25 protein-coding genes are annotated in these 26,316 nt (G+C 68.3%); 19 read left to right on the top strand and 6 right to left on the bottom strand.

What is annotated here, in order from left to right; genetic code table 11:
- Positions 1-48: 48 nt before the first annotated feature.
- Both AB0F41_RS21450 and recQ read right to left on the bottom strand, forming a co-directional pair.
- Positions 49-921, bottom strand: a complete 873-nt coding sequence (locus tag AB0F41_RS21450) for a hypothetical protein (protein WP_357426404.1) — start codon at positions 919-921, stop codon at positions 49-51.
- A 104-nt stretch (positions 922-1,025) separates the two neighbouring features.
- Positions 1,026-2,873, bottom strand: a complete 1,848-nt coding sequence (gene recQ, locus AB0F41_RS21445; RefSeq protein ID WP_357426443.1) for a DNA helicase RecQ — start codon at positions 2,871-2,873, stop codon at positions 1,026-1,028.
- Between the two features lie 171 nt (positions 2,874-3,044).
- Here recQ and AB0F41_RS21440 point away from each other — a divergent pair, with 171 nt between their 5' ends.
- Both AB0F41_RS21440 and AB0F41_RS21435 read left to right on the top strand, forming a co-directional pair.
- On the top strand, positions 3,045-4,019 hold the full coding sequence (locus AB0F41_RS21440; protein ID WP_357426402.1) for an SMP-30/gluconolactonase/LRE family protein: 975 nt from the start codon (positions 3,045-3,047) through the stop codon (positions 4,017-4,019).
- A 235-nt stretch (positions 4,020-4,254) separates the two neighbouring features.
- The gene (locus AB0F41_RS21435) at positions 4,255-4,803 is read left to right on the top strand and encodes a DinB family protein (RefSeq protein WP_357426400.1); all 549 of its coding nucleotides are present in this window, start codon (positions 4,255-4,257) and stop codon (positions 4,801-4,803) included.
- 104 nt (positions 4,804-4,907) lie between these two features.
- On the opposite strand, the gene hisN is transcribed toward AB0F41_RS21435, so the two are convergent.
- Positions 4,908-5,690, bottom strand: coding sequence for a histidinol-phosphatase (gene hisN, locus AB0F41_RS21430; protein ID WP_357426397.1), 783 nt, complete (start codon positions 5,688-5,690; stop codon positions 4,908-4,910).
- Positions 5,691-5,760: 70 nt separating this feature from the next.
- Complete coding sequence (locus tag AB0F41_RS21425) at positions 5,761-6,351, bottom strand: NAD(P)H-dependent oxidoreductase (protein WP_357426395.1); 591 nt, start codon at positions 6,349-6,351, stop codon at positions 5,761-5,763.
- A 142-nt stretch (positions 6,352-6,493) separates the two neighbouring features.
- Between AB0F41_RS21425 and AB0F41_RS21420 the strand changes: the two genes are divergently transcribed.
- The 8 genes from AB0F41_RS21420 (at position 6,494) to AB0F41_RS21385 (ending at position 14,211) form a co-directional block, all read left to right on the top strand.
- Positions 6,494-7,348 (top strand): helix-turn-helix domain-containing protein, encoded by an 855-nt coding sequence (locus AB0F41_RS21420; protein ID WP_357426394.1) that lies wholly within the window; start codon positions 6,494-6,496, stop codon positions 7,346-7,348.
- Between the two features lie 87 nt (positions 7,349-7,435).
- Positions 7,436-8,557: a peptide chain release factor 2 gene (gene prfB / locus AB0F41_RS21415; RefSeq protein WP_357426392.1), complete on the top strand. Its 1,122-nt coding sequence runs from the start codon at positions 7,436-7,438 to the stop codon at positions 8,555-8,557.
- Between the two features lie 61 nt (positions 8,558-8,618).
- Entirely contained in the window at positions 8,619-9,497 is an 879-nt protein-coding gene (locus tag AB0F41_RS21410; RefSeq protein WP_357426390.1) for a mechanosensitive ion channel family protein, read from the top strand.
- Positions 9,484-9,648, top strand: a complete 165-nt coding sequence (locus AB0F41_RS21405; RefSeq protein WP_357426388.1) for a hypothetical protein — start codon at positions 9,484-9,486, stop codon at positions 9,646-9,648. The genes AB0F41_RS21410 and AB0F41_RS21405 overlap by 14 nt, the downstream gene beginning before the upstream one ends.
- Before the next feature lie 56 nt (positions 9,649-9,704).
- A complete protein-coding gene (gene ftsE, locus AB0F41_RS21400) occupies positions 9,705-10,394 on the top strand; it encodes a cell division ATP-binding protein FtsE (protein WP_357426386.1) in 690 nt (229 codons plus the stop codon).
- The gene (gene ftsX / locus AB0F41_RS21395; protein ID WP_357426384.1) at positions 10,394-11,299 is read left to right on the top strand and encodes a permease-like cell division protein FtsX; all 906 of its coding nucleotides are present in this window, start codon (positions 10,394-10,396) and stop codon (positions 11,297-11,299) included. The genes ftsE and ftsX overlap by 1 nt, the downstream gene beginning before the upstream one ends.
- A gap of 220 nt (positions 11,300-11,519) precedes the next feature.
- On the top strand, positions 11,520-12,923 hold the full coding sequence (locus AB0F41_RS21390; RefSeq protein ID WP_357426382.1) for an acyl-CoA dehydrogenase family protein: 1,404 nt from the start codon (positions 11,520-11,522) through the stop codon (positions 12,921-12,923).
- A 67-nt stretch (positions 12,924-12,990) separates the two neighbouring features.
- Positions 12,991-14,211, top strand: coding sequence for an acyl-CoA dehydrogenase family protein (locus AB0F41_RS21385; RefSeq protein WP_357426380.1), 1,221 nt, complete (start codon positions 12,991-12,993; stop codon positions 14,209-14,211).
- A 281-nt stretch (positions 14,212-14,492) separates the two neighbouring features.
- Here AB0F41_RS21385 and AB0F41_RS21380 read toward each other — a convergent pair whose 3' ends face one another.
- The gene (locus tag AB0F41_RS21380) at positions 14,493-14,624 is read right to left on the bottom strand and encodes a hypothetical protein (RefSeq protein ID WP_357426378.1); all 132 of its coding nucleotides are present in this window, start codon (positions 14,622-14,624) and stop codon (positions 14,493-14,495) included.
- 442 nt (positions 14,625-15,066) lie between these two features.
- Here AB0F41_RS21380 and AB0F41_RS21375 point away from each other — a divergent pair, with 442 nt between their 5' ends.
- The 8 genes from AB0F41_RS21375 to AB0F41_RS21340 all read left to right on the top strand — a co-directional run bounded on the left by AB0F41_RS21375 (position 15,067) and on the right by AB0F41_RS21340 (position 23,269).
- Entirely contained in the window at positions 15,067-15,417 is a 351-nt protein-coding gene (locus AB0F41_RS21375) for an ADP-ribosylation/crystallin J1 (RefSeq protein WP_357426376.1), read from the top strand.
- 62 nt (positions 15,418-15,479) lie between these two features.
- Entirely contained in the window at positions 15,480-15,842 is a 363-nt protein-coding gene (locus tag AB0F41_RS21370; RefSeq protein ID WP_357426374.1) for a VOC family protein, read from the top strand.
- Positions 15,843-15,892: 50 nt separating this feature from the next.
- Positions 15,893-16,372, top strand: coding sequence for an NUDIX hydrolase (locus tag AB0F41_RS21365; RefSeq protein WP_357426372.1), 480 nt, complete (start codon positions 15,893-15,895; stop codon positions 16,370-16,372).
- A 272-nt stretch (positions 16,373-16,644) separates the two neighbouring features.
- Complete coding sequence (locus AB0F41_RS21360; RefSeq protein ID WP_357426370.1) at positions 16,645-17,280, top strand: hypothetical protein; 636 nt, start codon at positions 16,645-16,647, stop codon at positions 17,278-17,280.
- A gap of 208 nt (positions 17,281-17,488) precedes the next feature.
- Positions 17,489-19,108 carry an acyl-CoA synthetase gene (locus AB0F41_RS21355; RefSeq protein WP_357426368.1) on the top strand — a complete coding sequence of 540 codons (1,620 nt, stop codon included), beginning with the start codon at positions 17,489-17,491 and terminating at the stop codon, positions 19,106-19,108.
- A 173-nt stretch (positions 19,109-19,281) separates the two neighbouring features.
- Entirely contained in the window at positions 19,282-20,928 is a 1,647-nt protein-coding gene (locus tag AB0F41_RS21350; RefSeq protein WP_357426366.1) for an acyl-CoA synthetase, read from the top strand.
- Between the two features lie 155 nt (positions 20,929-21,083).
- Positions 21,084-21,647: a hypothetical protein gene (locus AB0F41_RS21345; RefSeq protein ID WP_357426364.1), complete on the top strand. Its 564-nt coding sequence runs from the start codon at positions 21,084-21,086 to the stop codon at positions 21,645-21,647.
- Between the two features lie 212 nt (positions 21,648-21,859).
- Positions 21,860-23,269, top strand: a complete 1,410-nt coding sequence (locus AB0F41_RS21340; RefSeq protein WP_357426441.1) for a PepSY domain-containing protein — start codon at positions 21,860-21,862, stop codon at positions 23,267-23,269.
- 77 nt (positions 23,270-23,346) lie between these two features.
- On the opposite strand, the gene galK is transcribed toward AB0F41_RS21340, so the two are convergent.
- Positions 23,347-24,492: a galactokinase gene (gene galK, locus AB0F41_RS21335; RefSeq protein ID WP_357426362.1), complete on the bottom strand. Its 1,146-nt coding sequence runs from the start codon at positions 24,490-24,492 to the stop codon at positions 23,347-23,349.
- Between the two features lie 389 nt (positions 24,493-24,881).
- Here galK and AB0F41_RS21330 point away from each other — a divergent pair, with 389 nt between their 5' ends.
- Positions 24,882-26,309, top strand: a complete 1,428-nt coding sequence (locus AB0F41_RS21330; RefSeq protein ID WP_357426360.1) for a GGDEF domain-containing protein — start codon at positions 24,882-24,884, stop codon at positions 26,307-26,309.
- The last annotated feature ends 7 nt before the right edge of the window (positions 26,310-26,316 follow it).

Here is a 26,316-nt window from a genome sequence, read left to right as displayed (position 1 = left end):
GTCCCCGCAATTGCGGTCACGTTGTGACCGCTTACCGAGCCGGACTGCCTATGCCTGCAGTGACAGGCCCGTGATCGTATCCGCGGTGATCGTCCCGTCGGCATGTCTGCGCCCGTACACCACGACCGGGGCACCGATGGTGATCCCCTCGACCCGACTGGCCATCAGGACATACAGCTTGGTGTCGCGGTCGGTGTACACCGTGATCTCCGAGCGGGTCAGTTCGCTGCTGATGGTGAGCGTCCCGCCGTCGTTGCCCCGGACCTTGCCGAAGACGAAGCCGGACCCCACATCGCGCGAGCCGGACCCCGGTGAGGTCGATTTCGACGGTGCGGGAACGGCCTGGACGGTGGCGGTCGGCGCCGAGGCCACGGTGGCCAGACCCGGCCGGCCGGCCTCGTCCGGGCCGGTCGTGCGCCCCAGATAGAAGCTGCCGGCGGCCAGCAGCACCGCCAGGCCCAGGCACAGCCCGAGCAGGGCATGTCCACCGAACGGGCCCTGCCCGGGGTGCGCACCGGCGGGCGGATGCTCGTCGGACGGATGGCCGGCGTATCGAGCGGCCGGGGCCGAATCCGCGGTACCGGTATGCCCGGCGGGCGAGGCGTCGACCGGGCCGGATTCGGCGCGGGCGGGCACCGGTGTGGCCATCGGAATGGTCGGCAGCGTGGCGACGGAGGCGCCGGAGTGCCCCGGATCCACCGAGACCGCGGAACCCAGCAGATGCGCCGACACCGTGGCATCGGCCTCGCCATCGGGCCCGGCGCCGCCCGCCGATTCACCGGCACCGGCGGGCTCGGCGGGCGGCGGAACCGAACGCCTACCGGTCGCGGCGCGGATCACCGCGGGGTCCAGGCTGCCGAACTGGGCAACCGGCCCCGTGCGGCCGGGTGACCGTGACCACGGGGCGCGCTGACTGGACATAGATCCAGGCTAGGGGGTGCTGTCCAGCCCCCTATCGTCACTGACGGGAGCAACCACCGAGTGAATCACGATGTGCGCCCGCCTGTTCCGTGTGAGCGCTCGGTTCAGCCGGCCGCCACCACCTCGAGCACCTGCTCGCCGTAGCGGGCGAGCTTGTTCTCACCGATTCCGTTCAGTGCGCCCAGGGCCGGTAGATCGGCGGGCTTGCGGGCGGCGATATCGCGCAGGGTGGCGTCGTGGAAGACGACGTAGGCCGGGACTCCCTGCTCCTTGGCGGTATCGGCACGCCACTGCCGCAGTTTCTCGAACAGGTCCACATCGGCGCCGCTGAGATCGGCGGGCGCGGACCGGGCCGCCTTGGCGCCGCGCGCGGCGCGGGAGGGGGTCGGGCGCTCGGGTTCACGGCGTAACCGGACGGTCCGTCCGTCGAAGAGAACCGCCTCGCTGGCCTCGGTGAGGGTCAGGACACCGTAATCTCCGTGCACCGCGAGCAATCCCTGCGCCAGCAGTTGCCGGGTCACCCCGCGCCATTCGGTATCCCGCAGATCATCGCCCACTCCGAAAACACTGAGTTCGTGGTGGTCGTATTGCAGGACCTTCTGATTCTGCTTGCCCAGCAGGATATCGATGAGATGCCCGGCGCCGAAGCTCTGGCCGCGTTCCCGCTTCAGGCGCAGCACCGCCGAGAGCAGTTTCTGCGCGGCGACGGTGCCGTCCCAGGATTCGGGCGGAGTCAGGCAGGTATCGCAATTTCCGCAGGGCAGCGGCGGCTGGCCGAAGTAGGCCAGCAACTGGGCCCGGCGGCAGTCGACCGTCTCGCACAGGGCCAGCATCGCGTCCAGATGCAGTTGCAGGCGGCGGCGGTGTGCGGCATCGCCCTCGGAGGATTCGATCAGCTTGCGCTGCTGCACCACATCCTGCAGGCCGTACACCATCCAGGCGGTGGACGGCAGGCCGTCACGACCGGCGCGGCCGGTCTCCTGGTAGTAGCCCTCCACGGATTTGGGCAGATCCAGATGCGCGACGAACCGGACGTCGGGTTTATCGATTCCCATCCCGAAGGCGATGGTGGCCACCACCACCAGACCCTCCTCGCGCAAGAATCTCGCCTGGTTCTCGGCGCGGGTCCGATGGTCGAGACCGGCGTGATAGGGCACGGCCCGGATACCGTTCTCGGTGAGGAAGGCGGCGGTCTTCTCCACCGAATTACGGGACAGGCAATAGACGATTCCGGCGTCGCCGGGATGTTCGGCGCGCAGGAAATCCAGCAGCTGCCGGTCGGGCCGGTTCTTGGGCTCGATCCGGTACTGGATATTGGGCCGGTCGAAGCTCGCGACGAAACGGCGCGCGCTGCCCAATTCCAGCCGGGTGACGATTTCGTCGCGGGTCTTCTCGGTGGCCGTGGCGGTGAGCGCGATCCGGGGCACCTCGGGCCAGCGTTCGTGCAGCATCGACAGCGCCAGGTAATCGGGCCGGAAATCGTGACCCCACTGCGAGACGCAGTGCGCCTCGTCGATGGCGAAGAGCGCGATCCGGCCGCGTTCGAGGAGCTGTGCGGTGGATTCCATCCGCAGGCGTTCCGGAGCCAGGTACAGCAGGTCGAGTTCACCGGACGCGAACTGCGCTTCGACCATGCGGCGTTCGTCGGGATTCTGCGTCGAGTTGAGGAAACCCGCCCGCACACCCAGCGCGCTCAGCGCGTCCACCTGATCCTGCATGAGCGCGATCAACGGGGATACGACCACTCCGGTACCCGGCCGCACCAGCGCGGGCACCTGGTAGCAGAGCGATTTACCCGCGCCGGTCGGCATGAGCACCAGCGCGTCCCCGCCGGCCACCACATGGTCGACGATCTCGGCCTGATCCCCGCGGAAACTGTCGTAACCGAACACCCGCCGTAGAACCTGTTGCGCCGCATCGGGTTCTGCGGCGGATACGCCGTTTGTCGCCATGGGGGTGTCGAGGGGGTCCACGCGGCCATCCTACGAGGGGCCTCGGACCCCCGGAGGTGCCGCGGGCGGGATATCCCGTAGTTGTCCACATGTGGACAACTACGGTCGCGGCCACCACGCCGCGGTCCGGAACCGGGCGTGACCGGCGCCCGGTGCTCTAGGTTCTCGAACATGACATCCGAGAAGAAGCGGCCCCGCGGCCGATCGGCGGTATTCGCCGCGGCGCTGATCGCCCTGGGTTTCGCCGCCGTTCCCGCACCCGAGGCCCGGGCGTTTCCGGCGCTGTGCGATGAGGGGTGGCGGATGGATACGCTCGTCGAGGGCGTCGGCAACCTGGAGAATCTGGATTCCGACGGTGCGGGCGGCTTCTATGTCACCGGGCTCCTCGACGGCTATCTGGCCCATGTCTCCGCGGACGGCCGGTTCGAGAAGGTGCTCACCGGACTCGACCACCCGGCCGGCGTACGAGTGGCGGGCCGATCGGTCTACTTCCTGACCGGCGACGATCTCACCGCCCCGCCGGGCACCCTCCAGCGCTACGATCTCGACTCCGGCGAGGTAACGGTGCTGCTCACCGGTCTCAACGGGCCGAACGGCCTATTGTTGCTCCCCGACGGTGACCTGCTGTTCAGCAATATCGGGGTGCGGGAGACCCCCGCCGGGATCTCCCGGTTCCGGCCCTCGACCGGCGAGTTCATCCGGACCTGGTCGCCGGTACCGCTGCCCAACGGGCTGGCCCTGGCCGCCGACGGGCGGTCCATCTACGCGAGCAGCCTCACCCTCCAGATCTTCCGGATACCGCTGGACGCTCCGGCCGCGGCGACGGTGGTCGCGGGGATCCCGGGCCTGCCCTCCCTGCCCGACGATATGGAGGCCACCGCGGCCGGCGATCTCTTCGTCGCAGACCACGGCGTGGGCGCGATCTACCGGGTCGACACGGCCACCGGGCAGGGCTGCGCGGTGGTCACCGGTCTGATCAAACCGCCCGCTCCGGTGCGCGTACCGCCCGACGGCACCACATCGGTACGTATCGCCCGGGACGGCGACGGCTGGGCGCTGTATGTCACCGGAATGGACGGAGCCCTGCGCCGGCTGCGCCCGCCCGCCGATGTCGACCTGACCCCCGCTGATCCCACCCACCGCTGAACACGCGGCCCCGCGGTCCCGGTTCGCGCCACAGGGGGAGCGGGACCGTCCGATCCCGGTTGCCGCCGCCCGGGAACCCTGAGCGGAAACGACGTGGTGGGGCGGCCTTTCCGCGACCGGCGGAAAGTTTTTCCGGACCGGGTGTTATTGAGGTCAGAAAGTGGCCGCTATAGGTCATACCGTTGTTTGCGACGACGGAACCAGCCCCTCTCAGACCCGGCGAAAGGCGAAGACCATGACCGAGACCTCCACCCTCAGCGATCCCGCCACCAGCACCCCCCTCTCCGGCGAACGCGCCGATATCCTCACGCAGCTGGGGACCGTGCGGCACTTCCTGCGCTTCACCACCCACGGCCTCACCGACGAGCAGGCCGCGGCGAGCCCGACCCCGAGCGAACTGTGCCTCGGCGGACTGATCAAGCACGTCACCGGCGTCGAACGCGGCTGGGTGGATTTCATCGTCGACGGCACCTCGGCGATGAAGGATTTCGACGATCTGACCGCGGAGGACTTCGCGGCCCGCGAACACGAGTTCCGGCTGCTGCCAGAGGAGACCCTCGCCGGGGTGCTCGCGGCCTACGACGAGGTGGCCCGCCGGACCGATGAGCTGGTCGCGACCCTGGATCTGGACTCGGCGTGGCCGCTGCCCAAGGCGCCCTGGTTCCAGGAGGGCCAGTGGTCGGCCCGCCGGGTGCTGCTGCACATCATCGCCGAGACCGCCCAGCACGCCGGGCACGCCGACATCATCCGTGAGGCCATCGACGGCCAGAAGACCATGGGCTGAATCAGCTCTCCGCGTCCGAGCCGGCCGGATACCTCGGCCGAAGCCGGGCCCCAGGAGCTCCGCGCCGTTGCGGCGCGGGGCTCCGGGCCGAGGATGTACGGGCGCTAGCCGAGGCGGTCGAGTACCTGCCGCTGCAGGAGACCGTTGGTCGCCACCGCGTCACCGCCGTGTGGACCGGGGCGGCCGTCCAGCGAGGTGAAGGTACCCCCGGCCTCCCGGACCAGGATGTCCAGCGCGGCCAGATCCCACAGCGAGACCTCCGGTTCGGTCGCGATATCCACCGCGCCCTCGGCTACCAGGCAGTAGTTGAGGAAATCGCCGTAACCGCGGACCCGCCAGACCTCGTCGGTGAGGTCGATGAACCGCTCCCGCAGTCCTCGATCGCGCCAGCCGGACAGGCTGGAGAAGGCGAGACTGGCCGCGCCCAGGTCGCCGACCGCGGAGACCGAGAGCGGCTGGGGCGCGCCGGGATGGAAACTCGACCACGCGCCCTGCCCGGCGGCCGCCCACCAGCGCCGGGCCAGCGCCGGCGCGCTCACCACTCCCACCACGGGGACACCGTCCTCCAGCAGCGCGATGAGCGAGGCCCACACCGGGACACCGCGCACGAAATTCTTGGTGCCGTCGATGGGGTCGACCACCCACTGCCGGCCGCTGAATTCGGCGGTACCGCCGAATTCCTCGCCCAGCACCGAATCCTCGGGGCGCCCGTGCCGCAGCATCCGCCGGATCGCCTCCTCCACGGCGAGGTCGGCATCGGATACCGGGGTCAGATCGGGTTTGGCGTCGACCTTCAGGTCCAGTGCGCCGAACCGTTCCCGGGTGATCGCGTCCGCCTCGTCGGCCAGGCGCAGCGCGAGTTCGAGGTCAGAGGAGTGAGCAGCCACACCCGAACACTATCGAGTCGGTTCGGACGCGGCCGCGCGCCGTGCCGCCACGCGGCGGGCACGCCCCCACTCAGGCCGCGAGCGCACGCGCGGCGACCAGCGCCTCCGCCCACCAGTGCAACCGGTCCAGCATCACCTGGGCCGCGGCCGCGGGCTCCTCGGGTGCGAGCAGCTGCCCGTCCTCCCCGAACAGCAGGTAGTAGCGGGGGAACGACACATATTCGCGCACCGTGTGCGCGTCGAGTTCGTTGAACACCTGGCGCAGCTGTTCGATGGCCAGCAGACCACCGCTGGCCCCGCTGTATCCGACGAACGCGACGGCCTTGCCCTGCCACTGGGTGAAATGCCAGTCGATGACGGCCTTCAGTGCAGCCGGGAAACTGCGGTTGTAGTCGGGGGTCACGACGATGAACGCGTCGGCGGCCGCGAGCCGTTCGGTCAGATCGAGCATCCCGGCGGGACGCGGCGGATCCGGTTCCAGCGCCGGCGGAACCGCGGGCAGTGCCAGGGGGATCTCGGCTTCGGCCAGGTCGATCACGTCGATCTCGAACCGATCGTGGCGCGCGGCCTGCGCGGTGATCCACGACGCGACAACCGGCCCGAAGCGGCCTTCGCGGACACTGCCGATGATCACCGCGAGACGCAGTGGGGTGCTGGACATACTGTGCTCTCCTTCGCCGGGCGGCCCCGCGGCCGCCGCTTCCTCTCGAATCTGCCGGGGCGGGCGGGCCGCGGGAAGACCGTGCCGAGAGTGGTACTGCCACGGCCACCCTGGACCGGGCGCCGCGCCGTACCGTGGGACGGTGAGCGAGAACGAGATGGGACTGTTCCTGCGCAGCAGGCGCGACGCGGTGACGCCGGCCCAGGTGGGATTGCCCACCACCGCCCGCCGCCGGGCGCCCGGGCTGCGCCGCTCGGAGCTGGCCACGCTGGCGGGGGTGAGCGTCGAATACATCACTCGTCTCGAACAGGGCCGCGATCGCAATCCCTCACCCCAGGTCCTCGCCGCGCTGGCCGACGCGCTGGCGCTCACCTCGGCGGAACGGGTCCACCTGTACCGCCTGACCAAGGCCGATACCGGCTTCAACTGTATGGGCCGGGCCCGGCCCGGCCGCGAGATCCGGCCGACGATCCGGGCTCTGCTCGATCAGCTCGAACCCGCGGCGGCGGTCGTGGTCAACCGGCTCACCGAGGTCTTGGCCTGCACCGACGGTTACCGGCGGCTGATGGAACCGACCGGCGCGCTGGACGGGGACCATTTCGCCAACCTCGCCCATTTCGCCTTCACCGATCCGCGGGCCCGCGAGGTGTACCCGGACTGGGATCAGCTGGCCGACCAGCTGGTGGCCACCCTCAAACAGGGTCCCTTCCGCGCCGACCCGGAGATCGCGGCCCTGGCCGACCAGCTCACCATCACCGCGGGCGCCGCGTTCACCGACCGCGTCGCCACCGTGCCCAACCTGCCCGCGGCCACCGGCGTGACCCGGATGGCGCATCCGGCGGCCGGAACCCTGCGGCTGGCCTACGAGACCCTCGATCTGTTCGCCGACGACGATCAGCAGCTGATCGTCCACCTGCCCGCGGATCCGGCGACCGCCGATGCGCTGGGCCGGCTGGCCGGCCACCGGCCCGGCAACCTGCGCGCCGTCCCGAGCTGAGCCGGGCCCCCGCCCGCGGCTACCGCCGCGCGCGGTACCGGACATACCGTTTCACCGCGCCGGACGCTCCGAGTAGCCTTGAAAACCGTGCATCCAGACGTAACCGCCGACCTCGCCGAACTCGACGCGACCCTCAAGACCGTCGAATCGGTCCTCGATATCGAGGAACTACGCCGTCGCATAGACGAGCTGGAGCACCAGGCCGCCGACCCCGAGCTCTGGAACGACCAGGATCACGCCCAGCGGGTCACCAGCGAACTCTCGCACGCCCAGGGTGAACTGCGCCGCGTCGAGGAGTTACGGCAGCGTCTCGAGGATCTGCCGGTGCTCTACGAGCTGGCCGAGGAGGAAGAGGGCGAGGCGATGACCAGCGCGCTGGCCGACGCCGACGCCGAACGCGCGGCCCTGCACACCGACGTGGAAGCCCTCGAGGTCCGCACCCTGCTGTCGGGTGAATACGACAAGCGTGACGCCCTGGTGAACATCCGGTCCGGCGCGGGCGGGGTGGACGCCGCCGACTGGGCCGAAATGCTCATGCGCATGTACATCCGCTGGGCGGACCGGCACAAGTACTCGGTCGAGGTCTACGACACCTCCTACGCCGAGGAAGCCGGGATCAAGAGCGCCACCTTCGCGGTGAAGACGCCCTACGCCTACGGCACTCTCTCGGTGGAGATGGGGACGCACCGGCTGGTGCGGATCAGCCCGTTCGACAACCAGGGCCGTCGCCAGACCTCTTTCGCCGAGGTCGAAGTGCTGCCGGTGGTGGAGACCACCGACCATATCGACGTCCCGGAAACCGATATCCGGGTCGATGTCTACCGGTCCTCCGGCCCGGGCGGCCAGAGCGTCAACACCACCGACTCGGCGGTGCGGATCACCCATATCCCGACCGGCATCGTGGTGACCTGTCAGAACGAGAAATCGCAGCTGCAGAACAAGGTGTCGGCCATGCGGGTGCTGCAGGCCAAACTGCTCGAGCGTAAACGTCAGGAAGAGCGCGCCCAGATGGACGCCCTCAAGACCAACGAGGGCGCCTCCTGGGGCAACCAGATGCGCTCGTATGTGCTGCACCCGTACCAGATGGTCAAGGACCTGCGCACCAACCACGAGGTCAACAACCCGTCCGCAGTGCTCGACGGCGATATCGACGGTTTCATCGAATCCGGAATCCGCTGGCGGATGAGTACAGTTCTGCAGGAGAGCTAGCGGCTCCCGGGATCCGGGGCGCAGCAGGCCATCCGGCGCGAGTGGAAGAGCAGGTTGTCCCATGTATTCGGAGGGGACCCGGACACTGACCGTGGCGCTGCCCGCGTTGTCGTCGGACGTCACGTCCTGGCTACGGTCGTCCGGACTGGAAATCGTGCTGCTGGTGCTGGGCGCCATGCTCTTCGCGCGCTTCGCCACCTATCTCCGCGACCGGATCACCCAGCGCATCGATTCCGGATTCCGCGGCGGCGACGCACTGGTGCGGTCCGAGGAGGCCAAACACCGGCACGCCCTCGCCCAGGTCTTGACCTGGGTCGTACTGACCGTGGGCTATGTGCTGGTGGCCATGGAGGTGCTGCAGCGGCTCGGTTTCTCGATGTCGGGGCTGGTGGCGCCCGCCGCGGTGCTCGGCGCCGCGCTCGGTTTCGGGGCGCAGCGCATCGTCCAGGACATTCTGGCCGGATTCTTCCTGATCACCGAACGCCAGTACGGGTTCGGCGATGTGGTGCGGATCGCGGTGACCGGTGTCGCCGACCCGGCCGAGGGTACGGTCGAGGACGTCACGCTGCGGGTCACCAAACTGCGCAACTCCGACGGCGAGGTGATCACGGTCCCGAACGGTCAGATCGTGAAGGTCACCAACCTGTCCAAGGATTGGGCCCGGGCCGCGATCGATGTGCCGGTCGCGGCCAGCGCCGATATTCTGCGGATCAACGAGGTTCTGCACGAGGTGGGCGGTCAGGCCTATCGCGATCCCCGGCTCGAGCCGTTGCTGCTCGACGAGCCGACGGTGATGGGCGTGGAGGATCTGACCGTCGATCAGATGAACATCCGTATGGTCGCCCGGACACTTCCGGGCAAACAGTTCGAGGTGGGACGTGAACTTCGGGTCCGGGTTGCGGCGGCTATGCGCCGAGAAGGTCTCAATGCCCGCACGTAGATCGACACTGATGCTGGCCGCCGGCTGGGTCGTGACCTTCGTGCTCTATCTGTTCGTCAAACCCGACGACATCACCCCGGTGAAGACGACACCCGCACCCGCCGCGCCGGCCGTCCACCAGGTTCCCGCGCTCGTTCCACCGGCCCCCTGAGCCCTGGGAAGCGGTCGCGCGGCGCCTTCGTTATCGAATGGTTACACTGACTCCTCGTGATCACCCTGCGCGACGTCAGCAAGTCGTATCCGACCTCGACGCGACCAGCACTGGAACACGTCACCGTGCACGTCGACAAGGGTGAGTTCGTCTTCCTCATCGGTCCGTCCGGTTCCGGGAAATCGACCTTCATGCGATTGCTGCTCAAAGAGGAGATCCCGACCACCGGGGAGATCTCGGTCGCGGATTTCCGGGTGGACCGGCTGCCGGGGCGCAGGGTGCCGAAATTGCGGCAGCGGATCGGCTGCGTTTTCCAGGATTTCCGGTTGCTGCAGCAGCGCACCGTCGCCCAGAATGTCGCGTTCGCGCTGGAAGTAATCGGTAAACGCCGGCAGTTCATCGATCGGACCGTGCCGGAGGTGCTGGAACTGGTCGGGCTCAGCGGTAAGGCCGACCGGCTGCCCAGCGAACTGTCCGGCGGCGAACAGCAGCGGGTGGCCATCGCCCGGGCGTTCGTGAACCGGCCGCTGGTCCTGCTGGCCGACGAACCCACCGGCAACCTCGACCCCGAGACGAGTTACGAGATCATGCTGTTGCTCGAGCACATCAACCGGATGGGCACCACGGTGCTCATGGCCACCCACGATCCACTGATCGTGGACGGGATGCGACGGCGGGTGGTCGAGCTGTACGAGGGCCGGCTGGTCCGCGATCAGGCGACCGGCGGCTACGAGGTGGGCCGGTAATGCGCGCGGGATTCCTGCTGGGCGAGGTCTCCGAGGGCCTACGCCGCAACGTCACCATGACGATCGCGATGATTCTGACGACCGCGGTGTCACTGACCATGCTCGGCGGCGGCATCCTCGCCATCCAGATCGCCGACAAGACCGAACAGTACTTCCTGGATCGGCTCGAGGTCCGCCTCTATCTCACCGAGGACATCTCCGCGACGGACCCCGACTGCGCCGGCGAGACCTGCCATACGCTGATGGCGGATCTGCGCTCGGTCGACGGCGTGGAGAGCGTGCAGTACCTCAACCGCGACGCGGCCATCCGCGAGGCCAAGGAGCAGACCTTCAAGGACCAGCCGGAGCTGGCCGAATATGTGAGCGAAACCCCGCTGCCCGCCTCCCTGCGCGTGAAGATGGGCGACGCCTCGCTGTATCCGGGCATCTACGAGCAGTTCTACGAACGTCCGGGCGTCGGCATGGTGCGCAACGACAAGGACACCGTCGACCGGCTGGTCAGCCTGTTCGACGGATTGCGCAACGCGGCGTTCGGTATGGCCCTGCTCCAGGCCGTGGCGGCCCTGTTGCTGATCGCGAACATGGTGCAGATCGCGGCGTTCACCCGCCGCACCGAGGTGAGCATCATGCGCCTGGTCGGCGCGACCCGCTGGTACACCCAGCTGCCGTTCCTGCTGGAGGCCGTGGTCGCCGCGCTGGCCGGCGGGCTGGTGGCGACGGTGGGCCTGTTCGCCGCCCGGCCGCTGGTGATCGACCGGGCCCTGGGCGATCTGTTCGCGAGCAATGTCTTCCCGGCGGTCACCTTCGACGACATCTTCACCACCGCGCTCACGGTGGTGCCGGTGGGCGTGGTGTTCGCCGGTCTCACCGCCTACGCGACTTTGCGCTGGTACGTGCGGGAGTAACGAACCCGCACGGTCGCCACGGCAACCGACGCCCGCCCGCTCACGGCACCGTCCGGGGGCGGGCGGTCGCGTTCTCGTCCCCCCACGCCGCCCGCGGTGTGTCCGCTCACCAGGACGGGAGACGCCCTCGACGCCGTTCTTACTCCGCAGTAAGATAGCCTTACTCCGCAGTAAGATAGCTGGGGACAGACCTTCACCCCGCGCGAGGAAACAGGTGACGATGAGCATTCGAGACAGCGCTACCAAGCGGCGTCCTGATACGGGAGTCCGCCAGGAGAACGGGGTGGGCCTGCACCAACCCAAACGGGACTGGATGGGCGCCGCCATGCGGGTCATGTCGACGATCACCGGCTCGGAGCTCGCCGAGAAGTACAACCTGCGCAAACAGATCGACCGGGTCACCTACGAAAGCACCAAGACGGGCTTCCGGACCCTCGGCGCGGCCACCCGGGCGTTCAACAAGGTCGCCGGCGGCGGCACCCCCAAACGGCTGCCCGACAACGAGTCGAAGACCAAGGACTACTTCGACCTCACCCCCACCGACGAACAGCAGATGATCGTCGAGACGGTGCGCGAGTTCGCCGCCGAAATCCTGCGCCCGGCCGCGCACGACGCCGACGAGGCCGCCGCGGCCCCGAAGGATCTGCTGGGCCGCGCCGCGGAACTGGGCATCACCCTCATCAACGTCCCCGAGGAGCTCGAGGGCGCGGCGACCGAACGCGGCGCCGTCACCAACGCGTTGGTGGCCGAGGCACTCGCGCACGGCGATATGGGTCTGGCCCTGCCGCTGCTGGCGCCCAGCGGTGTCGCCGTCGCCCTCTCTCAGTGGGGCACCGACGCCCAGCAGCAGACCTACCTGCCCGCCTTCACCGGCGAGAACGTCCCCCAGGCGTCCGTGGTGATCAGCGAACCGCGCGCGCTGTTCGACCCCTTCAGTCTCCAGACCAAGGCGGTGCGCTCCCCCAGCGGCTATCGGCTCAACGGCGTGAAGAGCCTGGTCCCGGCCGCCGCCGATGCCGAGATCTTCATCGTCGGCGCCGAACTCGACGGTCGCCCGGCGCTGTTCGTGGTCGAATCCGATGCCAAGGGCCTGTCGGTGGAAGCCGATCCGAGCATGGGCCTGCGGGCCGCGGGCCTGGGCCGGCTGGTCCTGGACAACGTCGCCGTCGGTATCGACGCGATCCTCGGCGAAGGCGACGCCAAACAGCATGCCGCCGACTACCGCGACGCCGTGCAGCTGGCGCGCCTGGGCTGGGCCGCGCTGGCCACCGGCACCGGGCAGGCCGTACTCGACTACGTGATCCCCTACGTCAACGAGCGGGAGGCGTTCGGCGAACCGATCAGCCACCGTCAGGCCGTGGCCTTCATGGTCGCCGATATCGCGATCGAACTGGACGGCCTGCGCCTGGTGACCCTGCGTGGGGCCGCCCGCGCCGAACAGGGCCTGACCTTCGCCCGGGAGGCGGCGCTGGCCAAGAAACTCGCCACCGACAAGGGCATGAAGTTCGGATTGGACGGCGTGCAGCTGCTCGGCGGACACGGTTTCACCAAGGAACACCCGGTCGAACGCTGGTACCGCGACCTGCGCGGTATCGCCATCGCCGAAGGCATTGTGCTCGTGTAGTCGGCGCCGCCTCCGGCGGCGCGGGTAGTCACCACAGAGCGATGAAGTCCTTATCAGGAGACTTTCCATGATCAATCTCGAACTTCCCAAGAAGCTGCGGGCCAGCGCCAATCAGGCGCATCAGGTGGCCGCGCAGATCTTCCGGCCCATCTCCCGCAAATACGATCTGGCCGAGCACGAGTATCCCGTGGAGCTCGACACCATGGCCGCCATGGTCGACGGGCTCAGCGATTCCGGCACACAGAAGATCAGCGGCGCCAGCGGTGGCCGTTCCGACGACGAGGCGCCCAGCACCGCCGTGCTCCTCAACGCCAACGGCGGCAATATGTCGGCGCTGCTCAACGCCCTGGAAACCTCCTGGGGCGACGTCGGGCTGATGCTCTCGATCCCGTACCAGGGCCTGGGCAATGCCGCGATCGCCGCGGTCGCCACCGATGAGCAGCTGGAACGGTTCGGCAAGGTCTGGGCCTCGATGGCCATCACCGAGCCGAGCTTCGGCTCCGATTCCGCCGCCGTCACCACCACCGCCGTACTCGACGGCGACGAATGGGTGCTCAACGGCGAGAAGATCTTCGTCACCGCCGGTGAGCGCTCCACCCATATCGTGGTGTGGGCGTCGGTGGACCGCAGCCTCGGCCGCGCCGCCATCAAATCGTTCGTGGTCCCGCGCGACGCACCGGGCCTGTCGGTGGCCCGACTCGAGCACAAGCTCGGTATCAAGGCCTCCGATACCGCCGTACTGCTGCTGCAGGACTGCCGGATCCCGAAGGACAATATCCTCGGCAACCCGGAAGTGAACGTGGAGAAGGGTTTCGCCGGGGTCATGCAGACCTTCGACAACACCCGTCCCATGGTCGCCGCCATGGCCATCGGCGTAACCCGCGCGGCGCTCGAGGAACTGCGCACCATCCTCACCGACGCGGGTATCGAGATCTCCTACGACACCCCGGCCAACAGCCAGCACGCCGCGGCGGCCGAATTCCTGCGGATGGAGGCCGACTACGAGTCCGCCTATCTGCTGGCCCTGCGGGCGGCGTGGATGGCCGACAACAAGAAACCGAACTCGCTCGAGGCCTCGATGTCCAAGGCCAAAGCGGGCCGCACCGGCACCGATGTCACATTGAAGTCGGTGGAGCTGGCCGGCGCGATCGGCTACTCGCAGCGGCTGCTGCTGGAGAAGTGGGGCCGCGACTCCAAGATCCTCGACATCTTCGAGGGCACCCAGCAGATCCAGCAGCTCATCGTCGCCCGCCGGGTCCTGAACAAGACCAGCGCCGAACTGAAGTAGCCAGGTCGGACAGCAGAAACCGGTGTGATCCGCAGAGGGGACCACACCGGTTTCGTGCATTCGACGGGGAGCGTTCGTCGCCTTCATCAGCTCTCAGGCCGCCTGTAGGCCGTCATCGGCGTGTATGTGCGCAACCTCCAGCCGCGTGGCCCTGCTGACTGGTGGCCTGCATTGTGTTCCCGCGCCCCTCCACAGTCCAGGGCGCCCAGGGGCGTCAGCTTCGCTGATGGCATTCGCCACCCTTGACCGCGCGGACGATCGACCTCTTCGGCCAACGGTCTTCACCACATCAGAAAGATCGCCTCCAGGCCCACGACGTAGCCGATAACCGCCGCGGCCGCACCACCGAGCAGCACCACGAGCCAGGACTTGCCGCGCCACCGAAGTGTCACCACCACGAGGGTGGTGAGCACGAGAACTCCGATGAGCAAAGCTATGGCAGGTGCTTGATCAGCGTACATCGGGTAGCTATCTGCGTGATTGGAGTCCACTGTGGTCGAATCGGCTCATCGGAAGTCGATGTTTCACCGGTGCCAGGAGATAATGGCCACTCTCGTTATGCCCAGCCGAGGGGGACGTGAAGTACTGGGGCAATCCCAAGATCCACTTTGAGATCAACGACTGGTGGGGACGGAAGGATGACTTTCGCGCGAAGCCGGCTACCCAACCCGGTCCGCTGGTTCGGCCGAGGGGATCACACCGGTTTCGTGTGACGGGGATGGTTGACGTTTTGGCTCTGTTGAGGCAAGCCGTTTGCCCTGGAGAGTTCAGTAGACACTTCCGCCGCGAATAAGGGCTGGCTGTCCGAGGGCCGGAGAGGCATGATTCGCCGGACCGAGCGACCGAGGAATGGCGATGGATGAACGCGCGACACTGACCCTCTGGCGGCCCACGGGGCCGGAGGAGTTGGCGCTGGTCGAGGCGTCGGAATGGAAGGCGTGGCCGCCGCGGCTGCCCGACCAGCCGATCTTCTATCCGGTGTTGAACGAGGACTACGCCATACGTATCGCACGAGACTGGAATGTCGCGGCATCGGGCGTCGGCTACGTGACCCGGTTCGAGATCGATGCCGACTTCGCCGCCAGGTATCCCATCCGCCAGGCAGGCGGGCAGACGATCCTCGAACTGTGGGTGCCCGCCGAGGAACTCGAAGAGTTCAACCGCCACATAGTGGGACGCATCGAAGTGGTGCAGGAATTCCGGTAGCCCACCACGCAGCAGGGCCAAAAGCCGTTGAGGACGTGGATGGAGGCGTGTTGAGTGAGCGCATGGGAGTCAGACAGATCCAGGTGACCTTCGACTGCGCAGAACCCGAGCGGGCCGCCCGTTTCTGGGCCGAGGTACTGGGGTACGAACATCAGGGTTCGGCCTGCGTCGATCCCGCGGGTGTGGGCCCGCGCCTGTACTTCCAGCGCGTTCCCGAAGCCAAAGTGGTGAAGAACCGGCTGCATCTCGATGTGCGGGTCGGCACCGGGCTGGTGGGTGAAGAGCGCGTGGCCGCGCTCGAGGCCGAATGTGCCCGTCTGGTCGCGCTCGGCGCGGTACGGGTGCGACTCCTGCGTGCCGACGGCTACAACGAGTCGTGCCTCGTGATGCAGGACATCGAGGGCAACGAGTTCTGCCTCGACTGAGTGACCGCGAAGGTGCCGAGTGCGCCGGACCGCTTCCGTATGGTTGCGCAATGACCGATCCCGCCTCGGACTTCGCGACACCCCGCATGGCGGCCGGAGCGTTGTTCGCCGACGGCGCGCGGGTGCTGCTGGTCCGCAAGACCTACGGCGACCGCTGGGATATCCCCGGCGGTTACGTGGACCGGGAAGAGTCCCCGGCCCAGGCGTGCCGGCGTGAGATCCGCGAGGAACTGGGCCTGGATCGGCCGCCGGTGCGGCTGCTCGTATGCGACTGGGCGCCGCACCCGGACGAAGGCGACAAACTGCTGCATATCTTCTCCTGCGGCATATTGGGCTCCGGCGCGGCGCAGATCCGCGTGGACGGCGTGGAATTGGACCGCTGGGAGTGGGTGCCGATCGGCCGCGTGGACGACTACCTCGTGCCGCGGCTGGCCCGCCGCCTGCGTCACGCCTACCGCGCCGACGCCGAGGGAATCACGCTCTACCTGGAACACGGCGAGGTCGTACTACCCGCGGATCGTTGTCCCTGATCTGCTGAGCCTCCACGCCCCTGGAACGCGTGTTCGCCTACGACCGATCCAGAGCCGCGGTGATGGACCGACTACCGCCGCGCGGGCGGCGGTTCTGGACACCGCCCGGTCCGAGTGACACTCTGTGTTCGATCGGGCTGTTCCGATGTACGACCGGCAGCCCCCGCCACCGCCCGGCAGCAGCTGCGCCGGCGGATGTTCCACCGGCTCCACCGCACTCACCGTTCACCGAGCTGCATCCCGAAGCACCGTATCGGCAAGGAGACTGGTTTATGCGTACACAGGGCTTGGCCCGTCGGCTCCTCACCACATTCGCCGCGACGGCCGCGGCCACCGTACTGCTCACCGGGCACGCCGCCTCCGAACCCGCCCGGGTCGACTGGCCCGCGGCGGTTCAGCAGCTGCGGCAGGCCGCTATCGGCAATCTCGACGCCGAGCGGGCCGTGGATCTGCTGCTGGACGACCCCCGGGTCGAAACCGCCACGCGGGAGGCGGCGCTGCCGGCGCAGCCGTTCCAGGTTCCGGCCGAATCCACCATCGGCCGCGGCGGCGGGCCGGGGCTCTACGGTAACGGGCTGGCGCTGAGCGTCGACGGCTTCCGGTTCGCCTTTTTCGGGGGACCGGGCACGATCGCCCCCAACCAGACCGGCGCGCGGCTGGACGTGGTGTGGCTGAACCTGTCCAACGGACGCAGCGGGACCGAACAGTTCACCGAGCATATGGATGTCATCGCCGACACCACCATCCGCACCCGGGTGATCGACCCCGGTCCGGGCATGGTGGTGGCCGCAGTGTACGGCAACCTGTGGCATCGGTGGCCGGTCCCGGTGAGCCCGCAGAATCCGGACGGATTCGCCTATCAGCGCGGAGATATCACCATCCCGTCGCTGGGAGCCATCTACAACTGAGCGGACAGCACTGGTCAGAGCGGGGATGCGCGTCGAGTATTCGACACGCATCCCCGGCCGGACCGGAACCCACCGTTTCCACGATGTCTTTTTTGTCCGGAGCGTACGTTGTGAGCGGACGCACTTTCACTGCTACGGTGAGCCCCGATATGCCGTTCGGAATCGCTAGGTCGAGTGCCGACGCGAGAGTCTGTGGAGGTGTTCGAGGGTGAACCTGGCGCATACGCTGGAAGTCGTCAAGGCATACGGGCTGCTGCAGTCCAGCGGCTTCATCGATCTGAAGAATCCGCGGGAAACCCTGCGGACGCTGAAGGATTCCAAAACCTATATCCCGCAGGCCACCCTGATCATGCATTCCGCCCGGATCGCCCCCGAGGCGCCCGGACTGGTCGACGAACGCGGCGAGCTGACCTATCGCGAACTGGACGACCAGTCCACCAAGATCGCGAACGGGCTGCGCAAGGCCGGGATCACCGAGGGCACCGTGATCGGCATCCTCGCCCGCGACCACCGCGGCCTGATCCTCTCCATGGCCGCCGCCGGGAAACTCGGTGTGAAGATCGCGCTGATGAACACCGGCTTCGCCAAACCGCAGTTCGCCGAGGTCTGCGAACGGGAGAAGGTCGCGGCCGTCCTGCACGACAGCGAGTTCCTGGGCCTGCTCGACGCGCTGCCCGCGGAGCTGCCGCGCTTCCTCACCTGGGTCGACGAGGGGGCCGAGCTGCCCGACGGCGCGAAAACCCTCGACGATCTGATCGCCGAGAACGGTCTCGACGCGCTGCCCGTCCCCAGCAAACCGGGCGGATTCATCATCCTCACCAGCGGCACCACCGGCCTGCCCAAGGGTGCCCCGCGTGAGAAGGCCAGCCCGGTCGCCACCGCGCAGTTCCTGGATCGGATGCCGTTCCCCAAACGCGGCACCGTCGTCATCGTCTCCCCGATCTTCCACAGCACCGGGCTGGGCACCTGGCTGGTGAGCACCGGTCTGACCAACAAGATCGTCATGCGGCGCCGCTTCGACGCCGAGGCCACCCTGAAAATGGTCTCCGAGCACAAGGCCTCGCTGCTGGTCGCGGTGCCGACCATGCTGCACCGGATGGTGGAACTGCCCGCGGAGGTCCGCGCGAAATACGACACGTCCTCGCTGAAGGGCATCGTGCTGGCGGGTTCGGCGCTCTCGCCGGAACTGAGTATCCGGGCCGCCGAGGTGTTCGGCCCCGTCGTCTACAACCTCTACGGTTCCACCGAGGTCGCCATCGCCACCGTGGCCCAGCCCCACGAACTGGCCAAGGCTCCCGGCACCGTCGGCCGCCCGCCGCTGACCTGTGATGTGCGGCTGTACGACGACAACGACAAGCCGGTGACCGCGAAGAACGTCACCGCCCGCATCTTCGTACGCAGCGGCGCCCCCTTCGAGGGCTACACCGACGGCCGGCACAAGCAGATCATCGACGGCTACATGTCCAGCGGCGATGTCGGGCATTTCACCGAGGACGGCCTGCTCATGGTCGACGGCCGCGACGACGACATGATCGTCTCCGGCGGCGAGAACGTCTTCCCGCAGGAAGTGGAGAACCTGCTGCTGGAGCGTGACGATATCTTCGACGCGGCCGTGGTCGGCGTCGACGATGTGGAGTTCGGCAAACGTCTGCGCGCGTTCGTGGTGCCCGAACCCGGCCACAAGCCCACCGAGGACGAGATCAAAACCCACGTCAAGGAGAACCTGGCCCGCTACAAGGTGCCGCGCGAAGTGGTCTTCCTCGACGATCTGCCGCGTAACCCGACCGGCAAACTGCTGCGCCGGGTGCTCGTGGAATACGAGGTCTGACGCACGGTTCGGCTGTCGAAACCGGGATCTCTCACAGTGGAGGTCCCGGTTTCATTGCTGTCCGAGACAATGGCGGCCGTAGTCGCCCGCGGCGTTGCTAGGGTTGGCCGAGCACTGGAGTTCGAGGAGGTAGGCCGCCCGCCCAGGCGGTTCGCCGCGGAAGGTTGTCACCGATGACATTGTCGCTGCCCGGACCCGTTCGCAAAGCCGGCGATCTCGCGCTCGCCGTGAACGTGATGCGTAAACGCGGCCTCTTCGATCCGCTGCGGCTCGACCATGCCGCCCGCTCGATGATCAACGCGGGTAAGTACGGGCCGTTCGCCGGAGTCGTCATGCACGCGGCGCAGACCCGGCCGGACCTGGCCGCCGTCGTCGACGAGAAAGGCGAACTCACCTACCGCGATCTCGACCGGCTGTCCAACGCCTTCGCGCGAGGTCTGGCCGGGCGCGGGCTGCGCGGCGGCGATGTGGTGGCAGTGCTGGCCCGCGACCATCGCGGCATGGTGCTGAGCATGCTGGCCGCCGGCAAGCTCGGCGTGCGGGCGGTGCTGATGAACACCGGTTTCGCCACACCGCAATTCGCCGATGTCACCGAACGCGAGCAGGTCAAGGCGGTGCTGCACGACAGCGAGTTCTTCGATCTGATGAGCGCCGTGCCCGCGGCGATCCCGCGAATCCTCACCTGGGTCGACGAATCCGACGATGCCGATCCGGACCTCGCCACGGTCGAATCGCTGTCCGCGGGACAGTCCACCGCACCCGTGACCGCGCCCGCGAAGCCCGGCGGGATGGTCATCCTGACCAGCGGCACCACCGGAACCCCGAAGGGCGCCCCGCGCGACAAGGTCAGCCCGTTCATGTCCGCCCAGTTCGTCGACCGGGTGCCGCTGCCCGCGGAGGGCACCATGGTGATGGCCGCGCCCATTTTCCACGGCACCGGGTTGTCGCAGTTCTCGCTGGGACTGGCGCTGGGCAACCGGGTCGTGTTCCAGCAGCGCCGTTTCGATCCCGAGGGCACCCTGGCCAATATCGCCCGCTACCGGGCGGATTCGCTGGTCGTGGTACCCACTATGCTGCAGCGTCTGCTGGATCAACCGCGCGAGGTATTGGACCGCTACGACGTCTCCTCACTGAAGGTCATCTTCGCGGCGGGGTCGGCGATCCCGCCGGACGTGGTGGTGCGCACCGGGCAGTATTTCGGGGATGTGCTCTACAACCTCTACGGGTCCACGGAATGCGCGGTGATCACGGTGGCGACCCCGCAGGAGTTGCGGAAGTCCCCGACCACGGCCGGCCGCCCGCCCGTCGGCGTGCGGATCGCGCTCTACGACGAGAATCGCAAAAGGATCACCGAACCGAATGTGACCGGCACGATCTTCATCGACAATCCGCATGCCTTCAAGGGCTATACCGACGGCCGCACCAAGGAGAGCGTGGACGGAATGATGTCCAGCGGCGATGTCGGCCATCTGGACGCCGACGGGCTGTTGTTCATCGACGGCCGCGACGACGACATGATCGTCTCCGGCGGCGAGAACGTCTTCCCACAGGAAGTCGAGCACCTCATCGCCGATCGCCCCGATGTGCTGGAGGCGGCCGTGGTGGGGGTCGACGACCGGGAGTTCGGCAAACGGCTGCGGGCCGTGGTGGTGCCCGGCCCGGATTCGGCACGCGACCCACAGGAGATCAAGGATTACGTCAAAGCGAACCTGGCGCGGTACAAGGTTCCCCGCGAGGTGGTGTTCCTCGACGAACTCCCCCGCAACGCCACCGGCAAACTCCTGCGCAAACCGCTGATGGAGCTCGAACCCGAGCGCTGAGAGCGGGCCCGTTTCACGGCGGCGATCGACCCGGCGGGCACACACCCCGATCGTCCGCCGGCGCCCCGCCCGGTGTTCATCGGCGCCCTCCCTTCGCTGAACGACCTGGTCCGATACCGCTCTGAGCGGTCGTCCCGGTCGGATATCATCACCGCGTGCGTATCAGGTTCGGCTCCGCCCCCGCGGCGGATCATCGCGACGCCGCCCGCGTCCGCGGTGCGGTGGCCGGCCTGATCTCGGGAACCGTCTCGGTGGCCGCGCACGGCTGGGCCGCCCCGGCCGCGGTACCGGACAGTACGGCGATCATGCTGCTCGCCGCCGCATCCGCCGCACTCGGCGCCCTGGTCGCCGGGCTGCGCCCGCTGCGCACCGGTATCGCCGGTCTCCCCGCGGTACTGGCCGCCGGTCAGCTGCTCGGGCATATCTGCCTGGGCTGGGGCTCCGGTCATCTGCACCACGGTGATCTGCAGCTGACGCCGGGCATGATCGCGGCCCATATCCTCGTCGCCTGTGTCGCGGCCCTCATCGTGCGCGGCGCGGAAGCCGCCTATCGCAGCGCCGCCGCGGCACTCGCCCGGTTGCTGCCGATCCTGATCCGGCCGCCGGTCGTCACCGGACCGCGTCTCCTGCGCCGCACCTACCGGGCTCGGGTCGTACCCCGGATCCTCGTCCTCGGCGCCGTCGGCACCCGCGGGCCCCCGCGCACTGTCCTGATCTGATCCATCCGGCCGCCGGACGCCGACGTATTCGATACGTCGCCGTCCCGGTGCGTGCCGGAATATCCCTCACCCGGCGCCCGGTCCCGGCCGCTGCCGCGCATCGCGGCAGCGGCCCCGCGCGCCGGTTCCTCCGGCCGTACGCCGGCCCATTCAGGACGCAGGTATGACTGTTGAGCACCACCACTGATCTCTCGACGGCATCGGAACCTCCGGTGCCCGAGACACCCGCCCCACGGCAGCAGGGCAGGGGCGCCGTACGCGGCCTGGCGCTGCGGCTGCACTTCTACGCCGGTCTCTTCGTGGGACCGTTCCTGCTGATCGCGGCGCTCACCGGCGGGCTGTACGCGATAGCGCCGGCCATCGAGAATTTCGTCGACCGTGATGTGCTGTTCGTGGACTCCGAAGGCCCGGCCAAACCGCTGTCGGAACAGGTGGCCGCGGGTGTCGCCCAACGGCCCGATCTCACCTTGAACGCCGTCTCCCCCGCCCCCGCTCCGGGCGAAACCACGCGGGTCCTGTTCACCGACCCCACGCTCGGCGAATCCTTGCGACGGTCGGTGTTCGTCGACCCCGTCACCGCGCGACCGGTCGGCGAGGAAGTGGTGTACGGCAGTTCCGGCGCCCTGCCCTTCCGCACCTGGATATCCCAGCTGCACCGGCATCTGCACCTGGGTGAACCGGGCCGGCTCTACTCCGAACTGGCCGCCTCCTGGCTGTGGCTGATCGCGCTGGCCGGGCTCGTATTGTGGGTGCGGCGCGTCCGCGCGCGGCGACAGCGCGATTCGGCGCGCTGGCTGTTCGTACCGAACCTGGCACAGGGCGCCCGGGAACGGCGTCTCAACTGGCACGCCGCGGTGGGTGTATGGATCCTGCCGGCGGCGCTGATACTTTCGGCGACCGGCCTCACCTGGTCGGCCTATGCCGGCGCCAACATCGAGAAACTCCGGGAGGATCTCAGCTGGACCACCCCGGTGGTCGAAACCGCCCTGCCCGGCTCCGCCGCGGCGGAGCATTCCGGCCACGCCGGCCATCACGGCGGGGCCGTGACCACCCACACCGTTCCCGCCGAACGTATCCGGCAACTGGACGTGGTGGACGCCACGGCCGTGGAAGCGGGTGTCACGGGGCCCGCGGAGATTTCGATACCCGCCGACGACCACACCGCGTTCGTGGTGAAGGAACGCCGGCTGCCAGGGGTTCTCAGCGCGGATTCGGTCTCGGTCGACGGCGCCACCGGCGCCGTGGTCCAGCTACTCCCGTACTCGGACTGGTCGCTGATGGCCAAACTGGCCAACTGGGGGATCCAGCTCCATATGGGCCTGTTGTTCGGCCTGCTCAACCAGCTGCTGCTGCTGGCCGCCGCGATCGGGTTGGTCACCGTCATCGTCCGCGGCTATCTGATGTGGTGGCGGCGGCGACCCACCCGGGACGCCGGATGGTTCACCTTCGGTAGGCCGCCCCGCCGGGGCGCGCTGCGGCGCTCGATACCGCTGGCGGTACCGGTACTCGCGGCGGCGCTGCTGATCGGCTGGTTCGCACCGGTATTCGGAGTGAGCCTGCTGACCTTCCTGGTGGTCGATATCGCGGTCGGCCTGGTGCAGCGGGCCCGCGCTTCGGCCTGACGCCGCAGCCGCCGGCGGTCCGGCCCTGTCACCGGGGCCGGACCGACCCGTATCGCCGGGGGCCGGACCGACCCGTGTCACCGGGCCGGGCCGGCCCCCGGCGAGGCCACGGCCTCGAACGTGCGCGAATTGCCGAACCCCATGCCCGCGAGCCGTTCCCGCACCGATTCCTGCACCCGATCCGCCCCCGCCGTATCCACCAGCGCGATGATGCTGCCGCCGAAACCACCGCCCACCATCCGCGCGCCGTATGCTCCGGAGGCCTCGGCGGCCTCCACAGCCGCGTCCAGTACCGCGGTGGAGACCTCGAAATCGTCACGCAACGAAATATGTCCCGCCGAGAGCAGCGGCCCGACCGCCCGCGGATCGGCGCCGCCGCGCAGCGTCTCGGCGACGGCGCGCACCCGATCGTTCTCGGTCACGACATGACGGGCCCGCCGGTACAGCACCGGGTCGGTGAGATCGGCCAGCCCCTCCGGTGCACCGATATCGCGCAGCGATCCCACGCCCAGCGCTTCGGCGGCCGCGGCGCATTCGGCCCGCCGGGCGCCGTACCCGCCGCCGGCGTGTTCATGGGTCTGCCCGGTATCGATGACCAGCAGACGCAGCCCCGCTGCCGACAGATCGAACGGAATCTGTTCGTAGCCAACGGTTTCCGTTTCCCGAAACGCTCTGACGTCCAGGAACAGCGCGTGCCCGGCCGTGCACAGGATCGAGGCGGCGTGGTCGAGGATCCCGGTGGGGGCGCCCACATAGTCGTTCTCGGCGGCGCGGGCGATATCGATCAGTTCCCGGTCGGCGACCGACGGCGCGCACAGGTCACGGACTGCCACCGCGGTCGCGCAGCACAGCGCCGCCGACGACGACAGTCCGGCGCCGGCCGGAACGTCACCGTCGAATTCCAGCTCCAGGCCGTCGGTCCGGTGGCCACGCCGGGCGAACTCGGCCACCACCCCGAGCGGGTAACGCGCCCATCCCGGTACTAGGTCACGTTCGGCGCGCAGCGTTCCGACCGGCAACCGCACCGGTTCACCCGGACGCTGCCGGGAACTCACCCGGACCAGATCGTCGGGGTGGCGCCGCCCGGCGCAGGTGACCGCCAGCGGTATCGCGATCGGCAGGACGAAACCGTCGTTGTAGTCGGTGTGCTCACCGATCAGATTGACCCGGCCCGGCGCCGCCCAGAGTCGGCGGGAATGGATGCTCTCCTCGCGTGGTGTCACCGGACCACCGTACGAGCCGGGACCCGCCGCACCGCGCGACGCCGCCACCGGCGAGACAGCCGTTACGACGTTGTTGCGCCAAGACAGCGACAAATTCGACACTCCGTGTCATCATCGGACCAGTAGTCCAGGTTTGATGGCCGAACGTTCGCGTTCGGTTCGGACGTCCCCTCGTACAGGAAAACTCGGTTTCGTCAGCCGCCGCTCGATGGGTTGGTAGAGCACGACAGACAAGGATTCCCAGGCCTGCGACGCGGCTCGATTTCACCGGGAATGGAGCGACCAAAGGGGGGCTGATGATAATCAGCGACTCGCAGGGTGCAGGACGACAGGTTTTCCACCGGAAGTTTCTCTGTGCAGCACTTTTCACGGCCGCGGGCCTTCTGGTCGTGATTCCCCTGGTGCTCGGTTCCCCGTTGCTGTCCGTCACCGCCACTCTGCTCGCGGCGAGCGCCGCCGTGACGGTGGCCGGTTTCGGCGTGCGCCGGCACACACCGGCCCATCCCCTGCCGTGGTATCTGCTGGCGGCGGCCACTGTTCCGTACACACTCGGTACCGTCCTGCGTGAATTCGGATCGGCGCCGTCCAGCCCTCTCGACGAGATCTGCACGCTCACCGGATATATCGCCACCGGGGCGGCGGCGCTGCTGTGGCTGCGTCCGCGTCAGACCCGGGCGCACCCCGATGTCCTGCTGGATTCGGGTTTGATCGGTCTCGGCGCCCTGCTCGCCTCCTGGATCTTCCTGATCGCCCCCGTCCTGCATACCGTCGAGGGCCGGATGAACACCTTTACCGTGGTGGCGTATCCGGTCTTCGACGCGCTGCTGCTGACGCTGCTCGCCCATTCGCTCGCGACCTCGAGCCGCTCGGAAACCGCACTGCGGCTGCTGCATATCGGCCTGGCCTTCACCCTGCTGACCGAGATCGGCTTCCGGCTCACCGCGGCCGGAACGCTCACCACGGATCCGACTCTGCTGTTACTGCCGCTGCTCGGCGCGTTCGCGACGTTCGGGGCGGCGGCGCTGCATCCGACGATGGCGGCGGTGAGCGAACGGCGTCCGGTCCGGCCGCACCATTCCCGCCAGCGTGCCAGCGTGATCGCGGTGGCACTGGTGGTTTCCTCCCTGGTGCCGGTGGCACGCGCGCCGCTGAGCCAACTGGACCAGGTGGTGGTGTCCACCGTCCTGGCCCTGCTGCTCATCGGGTTGCTGATCCGCAGCGAACGCGCCATCGGCCGTAGCACTCGCAGCGAACGGCGCGCCCGGTATCAGGCCGACCACGATCCACTCACCGGCCTGCTGAACCGTTCGGCGCTGCTGCGAGTGCTGCACCGGGATCACCGCGACTGGGCCGAGCGGCCGCTCTGTCTGCTGTTCGTGGACCTCGACGAGTTCAAGGCGATCAACGACAGCTACGGCCATACGGTCGGTGACGAGCTGATCGTGCAGGCGGCGAAACGGATCCGCACCGCGGTCCGCCGCGACGACGTGGTGGCCCGGTACGGCGGTGACGAATTCATCGTGCTGGCACCGCTGGACCGGGACGAGGCGACGACCATGGCCGAGCGGCTGCTCGGGATCTTCATGAAACCGTTCCCGCTCAGCACCGGTGAGGTGCCGCTCACCGCCAGTATCGGACTGGCGTGCGGCGGCCCCCGCGATATCGACGCCACCGTCTACGATCTCATCCGCGATGCGGACGCGGCCATGTATATGGCGAAGCGCCGCGGTTTCGGCTACATGTTCCACGACACGATCCGGCATGCGCCGACCGAGCCGATCCAGCAGGGCTGGCGCCCCCGGGAAACCGCGGTCTGATCGCGAT

This window comes from Nocardia sp. NPDC024068 (assembly GCF_040638875.1).
Taxonomy (GTDB): Bacteria; Actinomycetota; Actinomycetes; order Mycobacteriales; family Mycobacteriaceae; genus Nocardia.
Note: the sequence above shows the minus strand (reverse complement) of the source record. Positions and strands in the feature narration are given on the sequence as shown.

What these genes read in the sequence shown, in the direction of transcription:
- AB0F41_RS21450 (WP_357426404.1), bottom strand. Translation starts at nt 921, where the DNA reads ATGTCCAGTCAGCGCGCCCCGTGGTCACGGTCACCCGGCCGCACGGGG.
- recQ (WP_357426443.1), bottom strand. Translation starts at nt 2,873, where the DNA reads ATGGCGACAAACGGCGTATCCGCCGCAGAACCCGATGCGGCGCAACAG.
- AB0F41_RS21440 (WP_357426402.1), top strand. Translation starts at nt 3,045, where the DNA reads ATGACATCCGAGAAGAAGCGGCCCCGCGGCCGATCGGCGGTATTCGCC.
- AB0F41_RS21435 (WP_357426400.1), top strand. Translation starts at nt 4,255, where the DNA reads ATGACCGAGACCTCCACCCTCAGCGATCCCGCCACCAGCACCCCCCTC.
- AB0F41_RS21425 (WP_357426395.1), bottom strand. Translation starts at nt 6,351, where the DNA reads ATGTCCAGCACCCCACTGCGTCTCGCGGTGATCATCGGCAGTGTCCGC.
- AB0F41_RS21410 (WP_357426390.1), top strand. Translation starts at nt 8,619, where the DNA reads ATGTATTCGGAGGGGACCCGGACACTGACCGTGGCGCTGCCCGCGTTG.
- AB0F41_RS21405 (WP_357426388.1), top strand. Translation starts at nt 9,484, where the DNA reads ATGCCCGCACGTAGATCGACACTGATGCTGGCCGCCGGCTGGGTCGTG.
- ftsX (WP_357426384.1), top strand. Translation starts at nt 10,394, where the DNA reads ATGCGCGCGGGATTCCTGCTGGGCGAGGTCTCCGAGGGCCTACGCCGC.
- AB0F41_RS21390 (WP_357426382.1), top strand. Translation starts at nt 11,520, where the DNA reads ATGAGCATTCGAGACAGCGCTACCAAGCGGCGTCCTGATACGGGAGTC.
- AB0F41_RS21385 (WP_357426380.1), top strand. Translation starts at nt 12,991, where the DNA reads ATGATCAATCTCGAACTTCCCAAGAAGCTGCGGGCCAGCGCCAATCAG.
- AB0F41_RS21375 (WP_357426376.1), top strand. Translation starts at nt 15,067, where the DNA reads ATGGATGAACGCGCGACACTGACCCTCTGGCGGCCCACGGGGCCGGAG.
- AB0F41_RS21370 (WP_357426374.1), top strand. Translation starts at nt 15,480, where the DNA reads ATGGGAGTCAGACAGATCCAGGTGACCTTCGACTGCGCAGAACCCGAG.
- AB0F41_RS21365 (WP_357426372.1), top strand. Translation starts at nt 15,893, where the DNA reads ATGACCGATCCCGCCTCGGACTTCGCGACACCCCGCATGGCGGCCGGA.
- AB0F41_RS21360 (WP_357426370.1), top strand. Translation starts at nt 16,645, where the DNA reads ATGCGTACACAGGGCTTGGCCCGTCGGCTCCTCACCACATTCGCCGCG.
- AB0F41_RS21350 (WP_357426366.1), top strand. Translation starts at nt 19,282, where the DNA reads ATGACATTGTCGCTGCCCGGACCCGTTCGCAAAGCCGGCGATCTCGCG.